The organism is Streptomyces sp. (assembly GCF_036566765.1).
In the GTDB taxonomy this organism is placed as follows: Bacteria; Actinomycetota; Actinomycetes; order Streptomycetales; family Streptomycetaceae; genus Streptomyces.
The window spans coordinates 1-14944 of record NZ_DATCVQ010000748.1 but is presented as its reverse complement, the minus strand read 5'-3'; the positions used below and the strand labels follow the sequence as shown (position 1 = coordinate 14944).

At 69.2% G+C, this 14944-nt stretch carries 31 protein-coding genes; 5 read left to right on the top strand and 26 right to left on the bottom strand.

Annotation, left to right across the window (positions count from 1 at the left end; all coding sequences use genetic code 11):
• Window positions 1-175: 175 nt before the first annotated feature.
• The 21 genes from VIU94_RS43435 to VIU94_RS43335 all read right to left on the bottom strand — a co-directional run bounded on the left by VIU94_RS43435 (window position 176) and on the right by VIU94_RS43335 (window position 9968).
• On the bottom strand, window positions 176-469 hold the full coding sequence (locus VIU94_RS43435) for an HNH endonuclease signature motif containing protein (RefSeq protein WP_331921038.1): 294 nt from the start codon (window positions 467-469) through the stop codon (window positions 176-178).
• Between the two features lie 14 nt (window positions 470-483).
• Window positions 484-987: a hypothetical protein gene (locus VIU94_RS43430; protein ID WP_331921036.1), complete on the bottom strand. Its 504-nt coding sequence runs from the start codon at window positions 985-987 to the stop codon at window positions 484-486.
• Between the two features lie 114 nt (window positions 988-1101).
• Window positions 1102-1242 carry a hypothetical protein gene (locus tag VIU94_RS43425; protein ID WP_331921034.1) on the bottom strand — a complete coding sequence of 47 codons (141 nt, stop codon included), beginning with the start codon at window positions 1240-1242 and terminating at the stop codon, window positions 1102-1104.
• A 2-nt stretch (window positions 1243-1244) separates the two neighbouring features.
• A complete protein-coding gene (locus VIU94_RS43420) occupies window positions 1245-1394 on the bottom strand; it encodes a hypothetical protein (protein ID WP_331921032.1) in 150 nt (49 codons plus the stop codon).
• 63 nt (window positions 1395-1457) lie between these two features.
• A complete protein-coding gene (locus tag VIU94_RS43415; protein WP_331921030.1) occupies window positions 1458-1715 on the bottom strand; it encodes a helix-turn-helix domain-containing protein in 258 nt (85 codons plus the stop codon).
• Window positions 1716-1919: 204 nt separating this feature from the next.
• Complete coding sequence (locus tag VIU94_RS43410) at window positions 1920-2123, bottom strand: hypothetical protein (RefSeq protein WP_331921028.1); 204 nt, start codon at window positions 2121-2123, stop codon at window positions 1920-1922.
• Between the two features lie 13 nt (window positions 2124-2136).
• On the bottom strand, window positions 2137-2334 hold the full coding sequence (locus VIU94_RS43405) for a hypothetical protein (RefSeq protein WP_331921026.1): 198 nt from the start codon (window positions 2332-2334) through the stop codon (window positions 2137-2139).
• A gap of 13 nt (window positions 2335-2347) precedes the next feature.
• On the bottom strand, window positions 2348-2851 hold the full coding sequence (locus tag VIU94_RS43400; protein WP_331921025.1) for a DUF6197 family protein: 504 nt from the start codon (window positions 2849-2851) through the stop codon (window positions 2348-2350).
• Window positions 2852-2939: 88 nt separating this feature from the next.
• Window positions 2940-3119 carry a hypothetical protein gene (locus tag VIU94_RS43395; protein WP_331921023.1) on the bottom strand — a complete coding sequence of 60 codons (180 nt, stop codon included), beginning with the start codon at window positions 3117-3119 and terminating at the stop codon, window positions 2940-2942.
• A 24-nt stretch (window positions 3120-3143) separates the two neighbouring features.
• Window positions 3144-3530 (bottom strand): hypothetical protein, encoded by a 387-nt coding sequence (locus tag VIU94_RS43390; RefSeq protein ID WP_331921021.1) that lies wholly within the window; start codon window positions 3528-3530, stop codon window positions 3144-3146.
• A gap of 223 nt (window positions 3531-3753) precedes the next feature.
• A complete protein-coding gene (locus tag VIU94_RS43385) occupies window positions 3754-5991 on the bottom strand; it encodes a hypothetical protein (protein ID WP_331921019.1) in 2238 nt (745 codons plus the stop codon).
• Between the two features lie 59 nt (window positions 5992-6050).
• The gene (locus tag VIU94_RS43380) at window positions 6051-6647 is read right to left on the bottom strand and encodes a hypothetical protein (RefSeq protein ID WP_331921017.1); all 597 of its coding nucleotides are present in this window, start codon (window positions 6645-6647) and stop codon (window positions 6051-6053) included.
• Between the two features lie 23 nt (window positions 6648-6670).
• Window positions 6671-7990: an MFS transporter gene (locus VIU94_RS43375; RefSeq protein ID WP_331921015.1), complete on the bottom strand. Its 1320-nt coding sequence runs from the start codon at window positions 7988-7990 to the stop codon at window positions 6671-6673.
• Window positions 7991-8040: 50 nt separating this feature from the next.
• Window positions 8041-8232, bottom strand: coding sequence for a hypothetical protein (locus tag VIU94_RS43370; RefSeq protein ID WP_331921013.1), 192 nt, complete (start codon window positions 8230-8232; stop codon window positions 8041-8043).
• 15 nt (window positions 8233-8247) lie between these two features.
• Window positions 8248-8466: a hypothetical protein gene (locus VIU94_RS43365; RefSeq protein ID WP_331921011.1), complete on the bottom strand. Its 219-nt coding sequence runs from the start codon at window positions 8464-8466 to the stop codon at window positions 8248-8250.
• 95 nt (window positions 8467-8561) lie between these two features.
• Window positions 8562-8714, bottom strand: coding sequence for a hypothetical protein (locus VIU94_RS43360; RefSeq protein ID WP_331921009.1), 153 nt, complete (start codon window positions 8712-8714; stop codon window positions 8562-8564).
• Window positions 8715-8813: 99 nt separating this feature from the next.
• Window positions 8814-8975 (bottom strand): hypothetical protein, encoded by a 162-nt coding sequence (locus VIU94_RS43355; protein WP_331921007.1) that lies wholly within the window; start codon window positions 8973-8975, stop codon window positions 8814-8816.
• Between the two features lie 111 nt (window positions 8976-9086).
• On the bottom strand, window positions 9087-9221 hold the full coding sequence (locus tag VIU94_RS43350; RefSeq protein ID WP_331921005.1) for a hypothetical protein: 135 nt from the start codon (window positions 9219-9221) through the stop codon (window positions 9087-9089).
• Window positions 9218-9463 (bottom strand): hypothetical protein, encoded by a 246-nt coding sequence (locus tag VIU94_RS43345; RefSeq protein WP_331921003.1) that lies wholly within the window; start codon window positions 9461-9463, stop codon window positions 9218-9220. Before VIU94_RS43345 ends, VIU94_RS43350 begins: the two co-directional genes overlap by 4 nt.
• Window positions 9460-9630, bottom strand: coding sequence for a hypothetical protein (locus VIU94_RS43340; RefSeq protein WP_331921001.1), 171 nt, complete (start codon window positions 9628-9630; stop codon window positions 9460-9462). The genes VIU94_RS43345 and VIU94_RS43340 overlap by 4 nt, the downstream gene beginning before the upstream one ends.
• Window positions 9630-9968, bottom strand: coding sequence for a hypothetical protein (locus tag VIU94_RS43335; RefSeq protein ID WP_331920999.1), 339 nt, complete (start codon window positions 9966-9968; stop codon window positions 9630-9632). Before VIU94_RS43335 ends, VIU94_RS43340 begins: the two co-directional genes overlap by 1 nt.
• A gap of 252 nt (window positions 9969-10220) precedes the next feature.
• Between VIU94_RS43335 and VIU94_RS43330 the strand changes: the two genes are divergently transcribed.
• The 5 genes from VIU94_RS43330 to VIU94_RS43310 all read left to right on the top strand — a co-directional run bounded on the left by VIU94_RS43330 (window position 10221) and on the right by VIU94_RS43310 (window position 12434).
• On the top strand, window positions 10221-10475 hold the full coding sequence (locus VIU94_RS43330; protein WP_331920997.1) for a hypothetical protein: 255 nt from the start codon (window positions 10221-10223) through the stop codon (window positions 10473-10475).
• Window positions 10476-10624: 149 nt separating this feature from the next.
• Window positions 10625-11263 (top strand): NUDIX domain-containing protein, encoded by a 639-nt coding sequence (locus tag VIU94_RS43325; RefSeq protein WP_331920995.1) that lies wholly within the window; start codon window positions 10625-10627, stop codon window positions 11261-11263.
• On the top strand, window positions 11260-11667 hold the full coding sequence (locus VIU94_RS43320) for an NUDIX hydrolase (RefSeq protein ID WP_331920993.1): 408 nt from the start codon (window positions 11260-11262) through the stop codon (window positions 11665-11667). The genes VIU94_RS43325 and VIU94_RS43320 overlap by 4 nt, the downstream gene beginning before the upstream one ends.
• 152 nt (window positions 11668-11819) lie before the next feature.
• Window positions 11820-12059, top strand: a complete 240-nt coding sequence (locus tag VIU94_RS43315) for a hypothetical protein (RefSeq protein WP_331920991.1) — start codon at window positions 11820-11822, stop codon at window positions 12057-12059.
• Between the two features lie 129 nt (window positions 12060-12188).
• Window positions 12189-12434 (top strand): helix-turn-helix domain-containing protein, encoded by a 246-nt coding sequence (locus VIU94_RS43310; RefSeq protein WP_331920989.1) that lies wholly within the window; start codon window positions 12189-12191, stop codon window positions 12432-12434.
• A gap of 44 nt (window positions 12435-12478) precedes the next feature.
• On the opposite strand, the gene VIU94_RS43305 is transcribed toward VIU94_RS43310, so the two are convergent.
• From VIU94_RS43305 to VIU94_RS43285, 5 genes are all read right to left on the bottom strand, one after another.
• Entirely contained in the window at window positions 12479-12973 is a 495-nt protein-coding gene (locus VIU94_RS43305) for a hypothetical protein (protein WP_331920987.1), read from the bottom strand.
• A gap of 90 nt (window positions 12974-13063) precedes the next feature.
• Window positions 13064-13696, bottom strand: coding sequence for a hypothetical protein (locus VIU94_RS43300; RefSeq protein WP_331920985.1), 633 nt, complete (start codon window positions 13694-13696; stop codon window positions 13064-13066).
• A gap of 48 nt (window positions 13697-13744) precedes the next feature.
• Complete coding sequence (locus VIU94_RS43295) at window positions 13745-13960, bottom strand: hypothetical protein (protein WP_331920983.1); 216 nt, start codon at window positions 13958-13960, stop codon at window positions 13745-13747.
• The gene (locus VIU94_RS43290) at window positions 13957-14610 is read right to left on the bottom strand and encodes a hypothetical protein (protein WP_331920981.1); all 654 of its coding nucleotides are present in this window, start codon (window positions 14608-14610) and stop codon (window positions 13957-13959) included. The genes VIU94_RS43295 and VIU94_RS43290 overlap by 4 nt, the downstream gene beginning before the upstream one ends.
• 95 nt (window positions 14611-14705) lie before the next feature.
• On the bottom strand, window positions 14706-14944 hold a 239-nt coding region (locus VIU94_RS43285; RefSeq protein ID WP_331920979.1), incomplete at its 5' end, for a hypothetical protein.

The window sequence follows — 14944 nt, the reverse complement described above, 5'->3', positions numbered from 1 at the left end:
GTCAAAGCTTGATCAAATAAAAAAACGGACATTTCTCCACGCTGCCCACGTTTCCGCAGGTCAGAGCCATGATCCCGTTATCCTTGATCGTTGATCACAATCCTTGTGGATCTTGACCGTTGATCAACTAGGCCTCAGGTCAGGCATTGCCCCAGGTCGCAGGCATCTGCCCAGGTCAGAGGCTCGCCACGTCGGCCGACACCCACCGCTTCGGCTTACGCCGCACGCCAGGCCGCTCCGCCCGCCGGCCATTGCACCGCCGGTGCGCCAGCCGGCAGTTCTGCCGCTCCAGAGGCGGCCCGCCATGTGACAGCTGGACGAGGTGATCCACGGTCCGCGACATGGGGTGCGTCCGCGGCAGCTCCTGGTCCACCCACTTGCCGCAGATCCAGCAGTCCGTCTCCTCGGCGAACACCCGAGCCCTGAGCTTGGCCCACGCCGTGCCCGAGCGGCCCTTGCTGTAGGCCATGGGCTACCTACCTCCTACTGCTGCACTGTGCCACCCAGCACCTTGGCCACCTTGGGAGCCAGGCGCTTGCTGTCCGCCCGTGCCTCCGTGCTGACGGTGGGCAGGCTGATCGCCCATGTATCCCCGGTGACAGCGATGCCGCCCATACTCTTGGAGATCTCCGCCCAAGCGGTCAGCGCCTCACGGTTGGGGAACATGTTGATGCCGCTGTCGCCGACGGCTGGCTGCCCGGCCTTATCCGTGACAGTGAAGTCGTAGGCGGTGCCGCCCACTTCACTGATGTACGTGTCCTCGCTGCTCTTGTGCAGCATGGACACTGTCATCCCGCCAGCTTGGAGTGCTGCGGCGATCTGCTGCGCCGAGGTGAAGCGATCAGCTGCTGGCGTGGAACTCTGGGCCGCGACGGCCTCCGGCTTGCTCTCGGTGCTGGACTCCTCAGGCCCGAGCAGCGCCCAGCCCGCCGCACCGATGACGATCCCGACAGCGCCGGCCAGAGCCGCAGTCGCCGTGGTGCGCATGAATCCCCCGAGGTGGTGCCGATAGTGCGCGGATCGTCGCACCAGCGGGAGGACACGGCAACCAGATCGGGGAAAGTCCCGCCATCCGTGGCAGGAGATGCGAACAGGGGAAGATCAGGCGGTGGCAGGGTCGATGCCGCGATCCCCCACCGCAAGGCGTTCGGGCTGCCGGCAGACGTCCCAGTCGCAGGGGCTGTCGGCTTCCGTGTGCCAGCACTTCACCGGCGGATCGTCGAGGTCGTCGGTGTCGACCACGGCTACCTCTGCAGGGTGTGGATGGTGGTGGGCAGGAGCCAGAGGGCGAGTCCTGCGTAGGCCATGCGGTCGCGGTGCGGAACGGTGGCGGGGAGCAGCGCGGCCAGCGCGAGGAGCACGACGCCGACCGTGTAGGCGAACACTTCCAGCATCGCCACCTCCTCAGTTGGGGCCCCGCCGTCCGCAGCGGGGGGCGTAGCGGACGGCGGGACGGATCAGGCGGCGCGGGCTCCGTGCTCGGCTTCCCAGGCTGCTTGCCTTTCGGCCTCGGCTTCGGCGAGTTTGCGTTTGACCTCGTCGAGGTCGGGCGCGTTGTAGAGGGCGGGGATTCCGCGGCCTTGGCTGGGCAGTGCGGGTTCGAGGAGTCCGCGGTGTACCCATTGCCGGATGGTCGATTCAGCGACTTCGGCGTATGCGGCGGCCTGCTTGGGGGTGAGCAGGTTCTTCGGGTACAGGTTGTGGAGGCGGCTCATCACACCTCCTGACATGCGCAAACCCCCGCCAGAGTCGACGGGGGTTCGTGTGGTTTTTGGGCGCAGTGCGCTCCAGCGCCTCTAGTGTTACAGCAGGTCAGCGGCTATGGCAAGTAGATCCCGAAAGGGTGTCAAGAGGCGCGTCACTGCCGGTTGATGGTTTTGGCCCACACGGCGCGGGTTTCGGTGCGGGCCACGGGCTGATCAGGCTTCGGGCCCGGTGCAGGTATCTGCGTGCGTGAGGGCCCAGTCGGTGGCCTTGCGGGCGTAGTGGGGGATGTCGTCGGTGTCGGGCACGTTGTAGGTGACGCGGTGGCCGTGGGGGCATTCGGCGGCGGCGAGGATGGCGACGTTGACGGCGGTCGCGGTGCCTTCGTAGCCGCCGGTTCCGGCAGGCGTGACAGGCATGATCGTCTCCTCCTTATCGGGCCCAGGGTCGGGGCGTGTATTCCGCGGCTGCGCCGAGGATTTGGAAGGCGACGTCCTGGCCGTCGAGTCCGGCTTCTTCGGCCTGGGCGACGACCTGGTCGGCGTACTTGCTGCTGCCGGTGCCGAGGATGCCGCCTCGCTGGAGTCGGCGGCCGGCTTCCTGGATCTGCTCGGGTGTGGGCTCGGTCATCTTGGTCCTTTCGCTAGATGCTGCGGGTGTGGGCGAGTTGGGCGGCCTTGTCGAGGTAGAGGAGGACGGGGGCGGGGCTGGTCTGTGCGGCGTTCCAGGAGGGGATGGTTTCGGCGTCGGCGAAGTCCCGCTGTATGGCGTCGAGGAGGAGTACGCAGGCGTCGTCGGCCTGGTGGCGGGTGGCGGCTTCGAGGCGGATGGCGCGGATGGGGCAGATTGCGCCTTGCTCGTCGAAGACGGCGTCGCGGCACCAGCCGTCCTGCTCGATCCGCTGCCGGGCCCGGTGGAGTGCGCCGGCGATCGGGGTGTTGTAGGGGTTGGGTGCGGCGGTGGGGGTGAGTGGCAGGGGTGCGGTGATGTCGGGGATGGGGTCGGCGCCGGGCAGGTGGGCGGTGTTGACGGCGAAAGCGAGGGCGGCCTGTTCGAGGCGGAGGGTCATGGTCGCGTCGATGAGGGCGAACCGGGCTTCGAGATCGAGTGTGGGTGGGCTTGCCGCAGTGAGAGTCGTCGTGGTCATGTAGGGGCTGCCTTCTGCGCGCTCGGCGCGTGGTGGGTGGGTGGGGCGCCCCGGTGCTGTCCAGGCGTTGCGGGGCGCCCCGGCTTGGCTACTGGCCGCCGAACGGCACGGTCATCGACGCTTCCGTCATGTCGCGCAGCTCGGTTCCGTCGGTGGTCCGGGTGTTGAAGCGGGCGATCGCCTCGTTCTTGAGCCGCTCGGTCTCGGCTCGGTCGCCGCGCTTACGGGCGGCGATGTAGTCGCGGACCGACTGGTGCTGGGTGTCCATGCTGATCTCCTTGGGTTGATCCGGTTAGCGGCGGCGGGTGGTGGGGTCGCTGCCGTTGCGGACGTGCTTTTCCAGGCCGCGGAGTTCGGCCTCGTCGAGGTAGCCGCGGTAGTCGTTGCTGCCGAGCGGGGCGCCGACTTGGGGGCCGGGGCCGGCGATGTTGCGCAAGCCGGTGGGGGGTTCTTCGTGGACGGGGCCGAAGCGCTGGCAGAGGGCGACGGCGGAGAGGCTGCCGGACATGGGGGTGCCGGTGATCGGGGCGTGCCGGTCGAAGATGATCTCGCTGTAGAGGTGGGAGTCCTCGTAGGGCGCCATGTTCTGGGCGATCTTGTAGACGACGTAGTAGGGCCTGCCGAGTTGGACTTGATTGGAGAACTGCTTGGCTTTGTTGGGCTGCCAGGTCTTGGGCATGGGGCGGGTATCCGTTCCTGTTTGTGGTGGTTTGTTCTGCCTGCTCAGTGCTGATCAGGCGGTAAAGGTGCAGGTCACAGCCGCTCAGACGCCTGCTCAGGTGCTGCTCAGAGCAGCCGTTGAGCAGGCCCTGAGCAGCAGGCTGAGCGGCTGTGACCTGCGGCTTTACGGCGTGAGCAGGCCTGAGCAGGGTCTGAGCACGGGTACATAGTTCACATAGTGGTCACAGCAGGTGACGGAGGCGATCACGCTTGAAGCCGCGCGGATTCGACTCCTCGCCGATCTGGCCGAGCGTGATCGGGGCTCCGGCGCCCGCCGTCTTCAGTAGCGCCTTCAGTTCATCGACCGTCATCTCGCCGTAGGTGTCTGCGTCGTACTCGCGGAGCGCCAGCAGCAGCACCTCGGTCTTCATCCGGTCGACGCCCGCCTTCTCCATGACGGCCACGGCATCCTCGACGGTGACCCGGGGCGTACCGTCCGACAGGGGGTCCGCCTCGGCGGGCTGGGCCCCGCACAGGCGCAGCAGCTGGTCCCAGGTGAGGAGTTCGACCGGGGCGTCCTTCTTGATGTTGCCGTCGTTGTCGTAGGTGGCCTCGACGTATTCGGGCAGGTCCACGCCGCGCATCGCGTCGAGGCTGTCCTGGTCCGGCTCGACGAGACCGGCTTCGAGCCGCTCCTCGGCGAGCTTTCGCAGGGTTGCGGACGGCGTCTCGTGCACGGCGTACTCGATCGGCTCGTCGGGTCGACCGGGCACGCCCTGAAGGTAGATGTGGCCGGCGTCCTTCGGGTCGGTGTCGGTGGCCGGGGACAGCTTGTGCGGAAGGTAGCCCTCGTTGACGGAGCCGTCGCCGAACACGGCGCGGGTGTCGCCGACCTTGCAGGGGCCGACGGCCTTGAGTGCGACCATCTGCGCGAAGTTCTCGCCGAGGTACCCCTTCTGCCCGCCCTGAGAGGCGATCTCCAGCTGGATCAGTTCCTTGCGGCCAACGAGCAGCAGGTCGAACGCCAGCTTCTTCGCCAGCTCAGTGCCCTTCGGGAACTCGTCGAAGAAGATCGTCACGGCGGGGTGTTTGGCACTGGCCTTCCACTTCTTACCCATGCCAAGCTTCTGCCGCAGCCGAGCACGCGCCTTCGACATGACCAGGAAGAACAGCAGCACCGCCTCGATCTGCTCGTTGGTGCGGGCGGTGATCCGCACGCAGTCGCCGAGGTCTTCGAGACCGTCACCGTGCGGGTCGAGGTCGATGGTGATGTTGTCGTAGCAGGCGGTCGTGCCCTCGGCGAGCGCCTGAAGGATGCCGGTCTTGCCGCCGCCCGAGGCCGCCACCCACAGGCCCATCACGCCGGCCAGGGACAGGTCGAGGGGATCACCGCCGACAGAGGTCCCGATGCGGAACTTGTCGGTGATCGACATGGACTTGGGAGCGCGATAGGGCAGGCCGGGGGCGGTGGCGAACGGGTCGCCGTCGACCAGGCGCAGGATGGCGCAGGCCCGTCGGGCTTGGATCGGCTGAGGGCGCACACCATTGGTGGGCAGGTCGAACTTGGTTTCGAGGTCGCCGCTCTTGGTGATGAGCGCCGCCGGGGTGCCGTCGCTGACGCGGACGATGCACTGCCAGCCCCACGGCTGCCGCACCACATCGCTGACCTCGACGACCGGAACGCCCTCGGCGACCATCGCAAGGAGCACGCACTGGGCGAGCTGATCAGGGGTGCGCGCGTTCCTGATGGGGAACGGCTTGGCGCCTTCGGGCAGCTGCTCGACGGACATGAACACGTTTCCGTCGACGATCGGCGCTCCCCCGGACAGCTCCCCCTGGAATGTCGCGGGCAGGCTGGCCGGGGTCAGGGCGAAAGGGGCCTCAGCCTCCTGCCCGCGGCCGACGAACGGGCGGGAGATCACGTACCAGCCCCAGGAGGCGCCGGCCGCGACGACGCCGAGAATGAGCGGCTGACCGTGGGCGGCCTGCTCGATGGCCGCCCCGAGCAGGGGCAGGGAGGCCAGGCCGCCACCCGCAAGGAGCCCGGCGCGTCCAGCCTTCTTGGCGTGCCGCACGTTGGCGATCTCGCGGTCGGTCGGCGGCAGCACGAGCGTGTTCTGAAGTGCGGCGAGCTTGGACTCTTCCGCAGCAACGCGTCCGCCCAGGTGCGCGAAGGTGCTGCGGTGGCCGTCGCCGTTCTCGGCTTGCAGCTTGGCGTTGTAGAGGTTTCCGTGCGCTTCGGCGACGATCCGGTTCTGGTGGGCGATCTTCTCGTTGTACTTGCGATTCTTCCGTTCGGTCGCGGCCTGGATGATGTCGACGTGGTCGAGGTCGCCGGTGGCGAGCCAGTCCTTGGTGCGGGCGGCAACGTGGCCGCGCTGCTCGGTGAACGCCGCCTTCATGCGGTCGCGGCGGGTGGGCTCGGCGGCCTCCTCGACGGGCTGCTGCTCGATGGGGTCGGGCTGCACTTCGGTGGCCACTGGCCTGTCCTTTCTCGAATCGGGGGCGGGGCCCGGGGTGGGCCCCGCCGCGGGTGTGGCTAGCCGAGGCCGCCGAGCATGGTGCCGAGCGAGCCGACGAGGCTGTTGGTGAGCTGGCTGCCCATGCCGCCGACGACGGTTCCGGCGAGGGAGATGCCGAGGAGGCCGACGAGGACGGCGTCGAAGGTCTTGATGTGGCCGTGCTTGACCTTGAAGAAGACGATGATGCCGAGGACGAGGATCGCGACGATGCCGGTGGCGATGGCGCCGCCGCTGGCCTGGGTCTGGATCTGCTGGTTGTAGCCGGTCTGCGTGCCGTTGACCGGGTTCTGCAGCTGGGCGCCGGCGCCGCCGTTGTCGGGGGTGAGTCCGCTGGTGATGCCGGCCGGGTCGTCGTCGGTTCCGGCGGCGGCGAGGGTGATGACGGCGCTGCGGTGCTCGCCGCTCGCCTGGTAGCCGGCAGCGTCGAGGCCGCGGATGTGGACGGTGCGGCCGTCCGGCATGTTCACCGGGGCTCCGGTGGCGCGGTCGACGGCGGTCTGAAGCTCGGTCGCGGACGCGGTTCCGGAGTCGGCGACGGTGATGGCGGCGGCGCCTCCGAGGAGGGCTACGGCCGCAGCGCCCGAGACGGCGATCCGACGGATGGTCTGGTTCATGACGATCTCTCCTGAGGGGTGGGTTAGTTGTCGCTCGGGCGGTCGTTCTTGGGTGTGACGTCTGTTCGCTCTGCGCGTGCTTGGGAGCGCGCGACGGGGTGGTTCGGGGCGCTCTCGCCGGCCCGTCGGACGGGCGGAGTGCCGCCGTTGTTGCGGCGTCCGTCGGGGGCGTTCGGGTCCCGTTTGGCGCGAGGGGGTCGTTGGGATTCGACCAGCGAAAACTCACCGATAATCGGTGTGCTGGTGACGTTCTGCATGCGGGCCTGCGCGGCGCGCGACTCGGCTTCGATTTCGGCGGTCACGCCGACCAACTTCGAGCCCGTCTTGCGGTACCAGGCCTCGGCCCAGATCTGCTCCGTGACGTACTGCGAGCCGCGAGCGGAACGCATCGCCTCGGCGACCGCCCACACCTCCGGATGACCCTCGCTGCGGTCATCGTCGCGGCGCCGCTGCTCCTCCTCGGCGCGCTCCTGCGCGGCCTTCTTCTCGGCCGCCGCGGCCGTCTCGTCCGCTTCCTTCTCCAGGCGCGCCTGCTCGACTACAGCGGCCTCTGCCTCCGCGGCCTTCTCGGCGCTGCGCCGCTCCCGCCACGACGGGATGCCGTCCGCCTTCTGGGCAATGCCGTGCTCGTAGGCCATCAGCACGATCGGCCCGCCGAGGGAGGCGATCGCACCGATCAGGCCGGCGTTGAAACCGATCCGCGGATCGGACAGACCGCCGTACATGTTGATCCCGGCGGCGATCACGGCGCCGAGCATGATGCCGACCCGGTACGGGGCGACGTCCCGGCGGTGAGCGACCGCCCACGCTGCGCCGAACGCCAACACGAGGGCGAGGCCTTCGAGGAGCGCAGGCGCCGCGATCAAGAACGGGCGGGCCCGGTCCCAGAAGTGCATGAACTGCACCGGCGCCGCGATGACCAGGCCGACGGCGTAGATACCGCGGGCACCCCACTTCCACCAGCGCTCAGAGCGGGCCTGCTCGGCATCCCGCTTCGCCTCGGCAGCCTCCTTATCGGCGGCGGCCTTGTTCGCCTTCTCCTCTTCCGCGTTGGACTTGGCGGTCTCGGCGGCCTTCTTCGCGAGGTGTGCCCGGTGGTCGGCCTTCTCCTTCTCCAAGCGCATGGCGGCGCGCTCGTTGGCGATGCGCTCCTTCTCCGCCTTCTCGACGGCGAGGATCTTCTCGGCCTCAGCCTTGCCCGCCGCTTCGGTGCGCAGCGCGTCGGCCTCGGCGGCGGCTCGGGTACGGATCGCCTCCGCCTCGGCCAGGGCGCGCGGGTCGAACCGCGGCTCGGGCGAGGCCACGGGCGTGCCGTTGACCTTCTCGACGGAAACGGCGGTCATGGTGATCGATTCCTTCCAGGACTCAGTGGGGGTGCGGGACGTGAGCGGGGCTAGTCGGTGGTGGCGCAGTTGGGGCAGTTCGGGTCGTCGCACAGTTCGATGCGCCCGCACCCGATCGCCCCGGAGATGCCGTTCGCGATCCGGGAGCCACGCTCACCGGCCACGGCGCGGCCCGCCTGCTGGAGGCGTCGGGCGATCAACTCGCGCGGGTCCATCCGGTCGCTGCTGCCGTTCGTGGGCATGGGAATTGCTCCAGGTCAGTCGAAGTAGCGGCGGATGAGGCGGGTCGACTCGGCGTGCTCGGCGTCGGCCTGGCCGCTCTCGGCGCGGTCGGCGTCCTGGTCGAGCAGGCGGGCGGTGCGGTTGTCCCGCTCGGACTGGACGGGGTCGCCGGCCTGGCTGGTGCGGGCGGCGCGGGCACGCAGGTTGTCGGCGCCCTGACGGAGCTCGGCGATCTTCTTGCTGTTGCGGGACATGGGTTCCTCTCGGGTTGGGATCATGGATGGGTGGTGCGCGCGCCGGGCCTGATCCGATCCGGCGGCATCGCGCTGGGGGCCGGGTTGTGGGGCGGTCAGTCGTCGTTCTTGTCGTGCGGCTGGACGACGACCACGCGTGTCGGGTTCGCGGCGTGCCAGTCATCCCACTCCTGGCGGCGATGGACGGCGTGCTCCTCTGCCGCCCGCTTCTGCTCGCCGGTCCGGTTGTCCTGCCAGATCGAGCCCATGGTTTTCTCCTTAGGGTTGGGGGTTCGGGTGGTTGGTGCGTGCCCCGGGCCGACTTCGACTCGGCGCCCTCGCGGCTGGATGCCGTGGCTGTTGGGCGGTCAGGCGGCTGCCGGGTAGTCGAAGCCGTCGAGTTCGTCGATCAGCTCGGGGTCGATGGCGTAGGCGCGGTCACGGATCTCGTTCATCCGGTCGTGTCGGCCGGCGGCTCGGGCGTCAGCGAACTCGTCGATCAAGTCGGCGGGGATCAGGTACAGAGACATGGCTCATCGGCCCTTCAGGGACTCGCAGGAATATGGGGTGGTGCGGGGTTGGGCACCGCGGGCGGCGAGACGGGGGGAGCGTTCGATCGCCGCCCGCGGTGGTCTAGGGGGCTAGTCCCAGTACGGGTCCGGCGGGTCTTCCATGTCGGCCGGCGATTCCGGGATGTGGATGACGCTGACGCTCGTCGCCAGGAAGCTGAGGACGAACAGCACCGGCAGCAGGCGGAGAAGCTCGATCGACGTCACGACTGCTCACCCCACACGCGGTAGCCGGTGGGCGGCTTCTCGGCGAGCCGGGACCGCAGATAGTCCGCGGACCAGCCGGGCTCGTCACCGCGCTGCAGGACACCCTCAAGGGCGACCTTGGCGTGCATGACGCGGTCCAGCAGGATCCGGTCGTGCACCTCGTGGTCGCCGACGGTCGCCGGGCTGGGGATGTCGAGGGCCTCGAGGACGGCGGCGAGAAGCTCACGCTCGGCGGCGGTCACCGGGCCACCGCCTCGTGCAGGTGCCGGCAGCGGTCCCGCCACTGCAGGTGGATCGGGCAGGTGACCCGGTCCTCGGCCGGCGTCTGCCGGGCCGTCTCCTGGTACAGGCGCAGGATCAGATCGTCGGACGCGTCCACGGGGATACGGGGCAGGGTCGGGGCGGTCATCACGCCACCCCGATCAGGTCGAGGCAGCCGGCCGCAGCCAGCTGGCAGCGGCACTCGCGCATCTCGTCCTGCACCGCGAGCAGCCGGTCGAAGTCGCCGACAGCCGACAAGCGGCGGCAGCGAGACGACGCGGCCTGGTAGCGGTCCAGGAGATCGGCCACGCGCAGGCTGATGGCCGTGACCCGGGTGCCGTTGATGACCGCGGACTCGCCGGCACTCAGGACGGCCAGCTCCCGCTCAATGCGGCGCTGCTCGGCGACGACCCGGTCGGCGGACAGCGGGGCGGTCCCCGCGTGATCGGCGCGCTCGGGCGCCGCTGTAGAGTGCGACGTAGCCACAGGGTCTCCTCGTTAGAACCTGGTGGTCAGGGCCGGCACGCGAGGTGAGAGTCGCGTTGTCCGGCCCGTCTTCATTTGTGGGGTGCCGCCCGCGGACTGGGTCCGGTGAGAGTGGACGACGGGGCCGGTCTCAAATCTTGATTTGAGCGGCTTGGTATGACCGTAGAGGGCCCGCAATGGAGAGTCAAGCGCCCAACTCAACTTCTCTAGCCGAGTCTTGAGTGGGCGTCGGATCGCCCGTACTCTCGCGTCATGGCCGACTCCCCCGACGCTCCCTTCACCCGCTACGACGATCAGCTGCGCGAGATCACCGACCTCACTGAGCGCTGGGCGGCCTTCGTCGACACCGCCAGGCAACTGGAGCGCGAGCTCGAGCTGTTCCGTAGGCGCCACCGGCAAGAAATTGCGCAGGGCCTCAAGGCCCAGGAGAAGACCTGGAAGGAGATCGGGGAAATCATGGGGGGCGTCACGTACCAGCGCGCCCACCAGTTCGGCAGGGGTGAGTGACCAGGGCTGCATGGGGTCGAGTCAACGCGTGCGTGCGCGCCCAGACCATGAAGACCCCATGCAGCACCATGCAGTGATCTGCAGCGAGACATGCAGCGACATGCAGACCCGCAGCAGGAGGGCCCACAAAGGCCGCCGGGAGGCCGATAGTGGAGGACGTTCAGCAGTGGACCGGGCAGAAAGCGGCCTGGCTCAACGAAGCATTCCAAATGACTCAGGAAGAGTTTGCGGGCCGCCTCGGAGTTTCGGTGCGCAGCGTCGCCTCATGGCACGCCTCGCCGCACATGATTCCGCAGCGCGAAACGCAGCGAATCCTCGACACGGCCTACGAGAGGGCAGGTGATGCGGTGCGCAGGCGGTTCATCCATCTGTCTCGGATAGCACTTCCGCAGCCGGAGGCTCAGGCGTTGCGTGTGGCGATCGCCGTGGTGCGTCGCGCCGGTGACGTGCTGCTCGTGTGCAGGCAGGACGGCGAGGACATCGCCTGGCAGTTCCCGGCCGGCATTGTGAAGCCGGGCGGGTCGGCGCCGAAGGTTGCGGTCCGGGAAACCCTGGACGAGACCGGCGTGCATTGCCTGGTCCGCGAACATTTGGGTGAGCGACTACATCCACGCACGCGCGCAATGTGTGATTACTTCATTTGCGATTACGTGCACGGCGAGGCGATCAACGGGGATTCCTCCGAGAACGTCGCCGTGGCATGGGCTCCGATAGCGGAGCTCAGCCGCTTCATCCCCACCGACCGCATCTACCCGCCCATCCTCGACGCCTTGGAGGCGACCGTATGACCACCGAGACGAAGAAGCCCGACGTGTCCGCCGCGATCATCGTCGACCGAGAGCGCGTCCTGATGGTCCGCCGTCGCGTGAAGGAGGGCGAGCTCTCCTGGCAGTTCCCGGCCGGCGGCGTCGAGGACGGGGAAACGGCGGAGCAGGCCGCGGTGCGGGAGACGCTCGAGGAGACCGGCCTGACTGTGGAGGCGGTCCAGTACATCGGCGACCGGGTGCACCCGAAGTCCGGCAAGTTCATGGCGTACACGGCCTGCAGGGTCGTCTCGGGCGCGGCTACGGTCGCCGACGAGGAAGAGCTCGACCAGGTCGCCTGGGTGCGGCACTCGGAGATTCCCAGCCTGGTTCCCTACGGCCTGTTCGGGCCGGTGCAGGCGTATCTCGACGAGGTGCTGCCCCACTAAACGCGAACGGCCGGGTGCGCGAACACCCGGCTCGTTCCACCGGCGAGCGCGAACTCGCCGACCAGCAACCCAACCTGTCCAGATCGGAGTTACCTATGCAGGCTACCCATAGGGCGCCCTTACCGTCGCCCCGAATCACGACCGACCGCCTGTTGGATGCGCCACTACCCCAGCTGCTGGCCGCCCTTGACGTCGAGCTGATCGACTCGTCGATCGCCGACCGGACGTTCTTTGGCGCGTTCGTGGAGCGCCGTGACGGTACGCGGATCTTGTCGATGCCTGTCGGCCGGCCCGCGCTCGAGCGGGACACAGCAGCGCGGATGCTGCTGGCGGAGGGCCTGGGGCTGGATGCCCCGCCGCTGCCGGAGCCGTTCGCGGTAGCGCGCGCCTGACCCCCACCGCCCCACACACCTCGCCCGTCAAGCACGGGCGGGGTGTTGCCGTTCGCGCCCTTGTGCCCGCCGCACACTCCCCTGACCGTGATGACATGCGGGGTGGCGTGATCACGACAGGGGGGCTTCATGGCGGGCAAGTTCGACGACATGGCTGGCCGACTGCTGCTGCGTTTCGCGGTGGTGCTGCATCGCACGGTGGCGGGTAGGGATGCGGCGGAGCGGTTGCAGGGCCGGCGGAACAGGGCGTTGCGGGCGGCGCACCGACGCGGGGTGCCGGTTGAGGTGCTGGCGGCGAGGATGCGGTTGACGCCGAGCTGGATCCGGCAGGTGCTGAACGGGCGGAAACCTCCGGAGGTCGAGGAGGCCGCATAGCCGTACACGAGGAACCCCCGGCCGGACGGCGGCCGGGGGTTTCGTCATTCGCCGAGGATTTCGTCGAGTTGCTTGTTGACGGCGTTGAGGTGCTTGATGCCGATGTCCATCTCGGAGGCCATCAGGTCGAATTGGGTTTGGTCTTCGCTGTAGGCGCCGGTGGTGCAGGCGGTGGCCGACTTGGCGAAGTGGGCGAGGGCGAGGTTCCAGTTCTTCTGGGTGCCCTTGTCGGGGATGGGGTCGCCGAGCTGGGCGGTTTCGACGTCGGCGGTGAGGGAGGAGCAGGCGTCGCCGAGGGCGTCGATGTCGAACGGATCGGAGGCTTCGCCGACGTCGCTGAGGTCGTCGACGAGAGTGGTGAGGGTTTCGCTGCCGCCGCCGTCGCGCCAGTCGATGAACAGGTCGGTGATGTCGGGGCTCGGGCTGGGGCTGCTGGCTTTGGTGGACGGTTCCGTTTTGGTGCTGGTGTCGGTGCGTGTGCCGCAGGCGGTGAGCGTGAGCGCGGCAATTGTGAGGATGGTGATGGTGCGGGCGTGCATGGTCCCCCCTGTGCGGTTTGCGGGTTCGCATCATGACGGGTGGGACACAGCGCACCTGATGCGAGTGATGGATTCGTAACGTTCCGTTGCCTACGCCGCCCGCCGTTCCGCGAGCGGCAGTTGCAGCGCCTCCGAGTGCCCGTAGCTGGTCTCGCACGCGGGGCAGCGGACGCCGGCGGTGTCGAGGGTGACGCGGAGGACGTGCCCGCATCCGCATTGGACGGGGACGCGGCGGGGTGCCCGTTCTCCCCCGCTGGCGGCTTCGCACTGGCGGACGAGGCTGCCGAGCTCGCGCGCGAATTCGTCGAAGGCGCCGTGGCGTTCGGCCGCCCAGGGCAGGAGGACCCGCAGTCGGTGGACGACCTGGTCAAGCTGCTGCTGGAGGTCGCCGTTCCAGCGGGGATGCTGGTAGGCGAGAGCCTCGTGCCAATCGATCAGCCACGTCTGGAGGATGGTCACTACGCCGCCGCGGGCTGCGAGGGACAGCGGGTCGAGCCGGATGGGGAGGGGTGCGGTGCGGCTGCCGGAGACGGCCGGCCCGCCGGAGCCGCTGCCGGGGTGCAGGCTGTCGGCGAGGCGGGCGTACAGCCCGTCGGATCCGGCGAGCGCCCGGAGTTGGCGGTCGACGCGGTCGGTACAGGGGCGGCAGGCCTGGTACGTCAGCTCGTCGGCGTACAGGCCGGAGCGGCAGATCGTGCAGCAGGGCGGCGGGGTGTCGTACACGGCGGGGCTCCTTGCGGCGTGCGGGTGGTTCAGGGGCGGGCGGTTCGGCTATTCGCCGTGCTTCTCGAGTGGCCAGCGACGGTCGTCGGCGGCTGCCTCGGCGACCGTGGGCCCGCTGTCGTGGCCGGGTGGCTGCGGGTCGGGCCAGTCCCACACGCATTCGCCGTCCTGGATCGCGCACACGTCCCCGCCGAGGGCGGCGGCAAGGCAGTGGCCACGGATGGAGGCCGGGCACACGGCGGCGGGCGGGGGCTGGCGGGTCACGGCGTCACCTCGCCGTCGAGCAGGTGGAGCAGGAGCCGGCCGATGCCGACGCCGGGGCCGGTGTCGCCGGCGTCGACGGCGCTTTGACCCCAGGCGCGGACGCGGGCGAGCGCGGCGAGTTCGGGCTGTACGACGGCGAGGACGGCGTCGGCCCGGCTGTAGGCGTTCTGGACGACCGTGCCGGGTCGCCGCATCGGCGCGAACCGCGGGTTGTTGTTGCCTTCGGCCCAGCGCATGAGGGCCTCGGCGATCTTGTCGCGGAGCGAGCCCTCCTGTGACCCCTGAGAGCCCCCGTGGGCGTCTTGGCCGTCCGTGGGCCCGTCAGGCGCCTGCGGGGGCTTGTCGTAGGCGCTGAGCCGTCCTCGAGCCGGTTTCCCGGCCCGCCCTTCCTGCCAGCCCCACCGGTACAGCTCGTCGGCTTGTTCGCGGAGGTCGTTCCAGTCGGGGGTGCGGCAGAAGACGCAGGCTCGGACGGTGATCGGGTGCCCGCCGAGGATGCGGGTCTCGTAGTGGTGCTCGCAGAGGTCGCCTGCGGCCATCGGCGGGGCGTCGGGGGCTGCGCCGGGGAGCAGGCAGCCGATGGGCGGGGCGGGTTCCCACGCGCCGGTGAGGTCCTCGGGTTCGGTCTCGGGTGTCGGCTGGTCGGTCATGCGTTGCCCTTTCTGGGGTCACAGTTTTGGTTCTGACGGCCTTTCGGCCCTGGGTTGGGGAGTTGGTCCGCCGGGTGGCTGCGGGGCCGTCTAGGTCACGTGGGCTCGGGAATCGGCCGCGGCTTTTGCATCGCGATCTGGACAGCTGCCAGCTCTACGGCCTCGCTGATGGACAGCTCGCCGTCGCTGGCCTGTCGGATGGACAGCGCTCGGGCCTGAATGTCTTCAGCGAGCGCGCGCTGCTCAGGCGTGAACGCCCGCGGACCGGTGGGATTCTGGCGCCGATGGGCGCTGACTCGAGTCGGCTTCCAGCGCTCGCCCGCCTCGGGTTCAG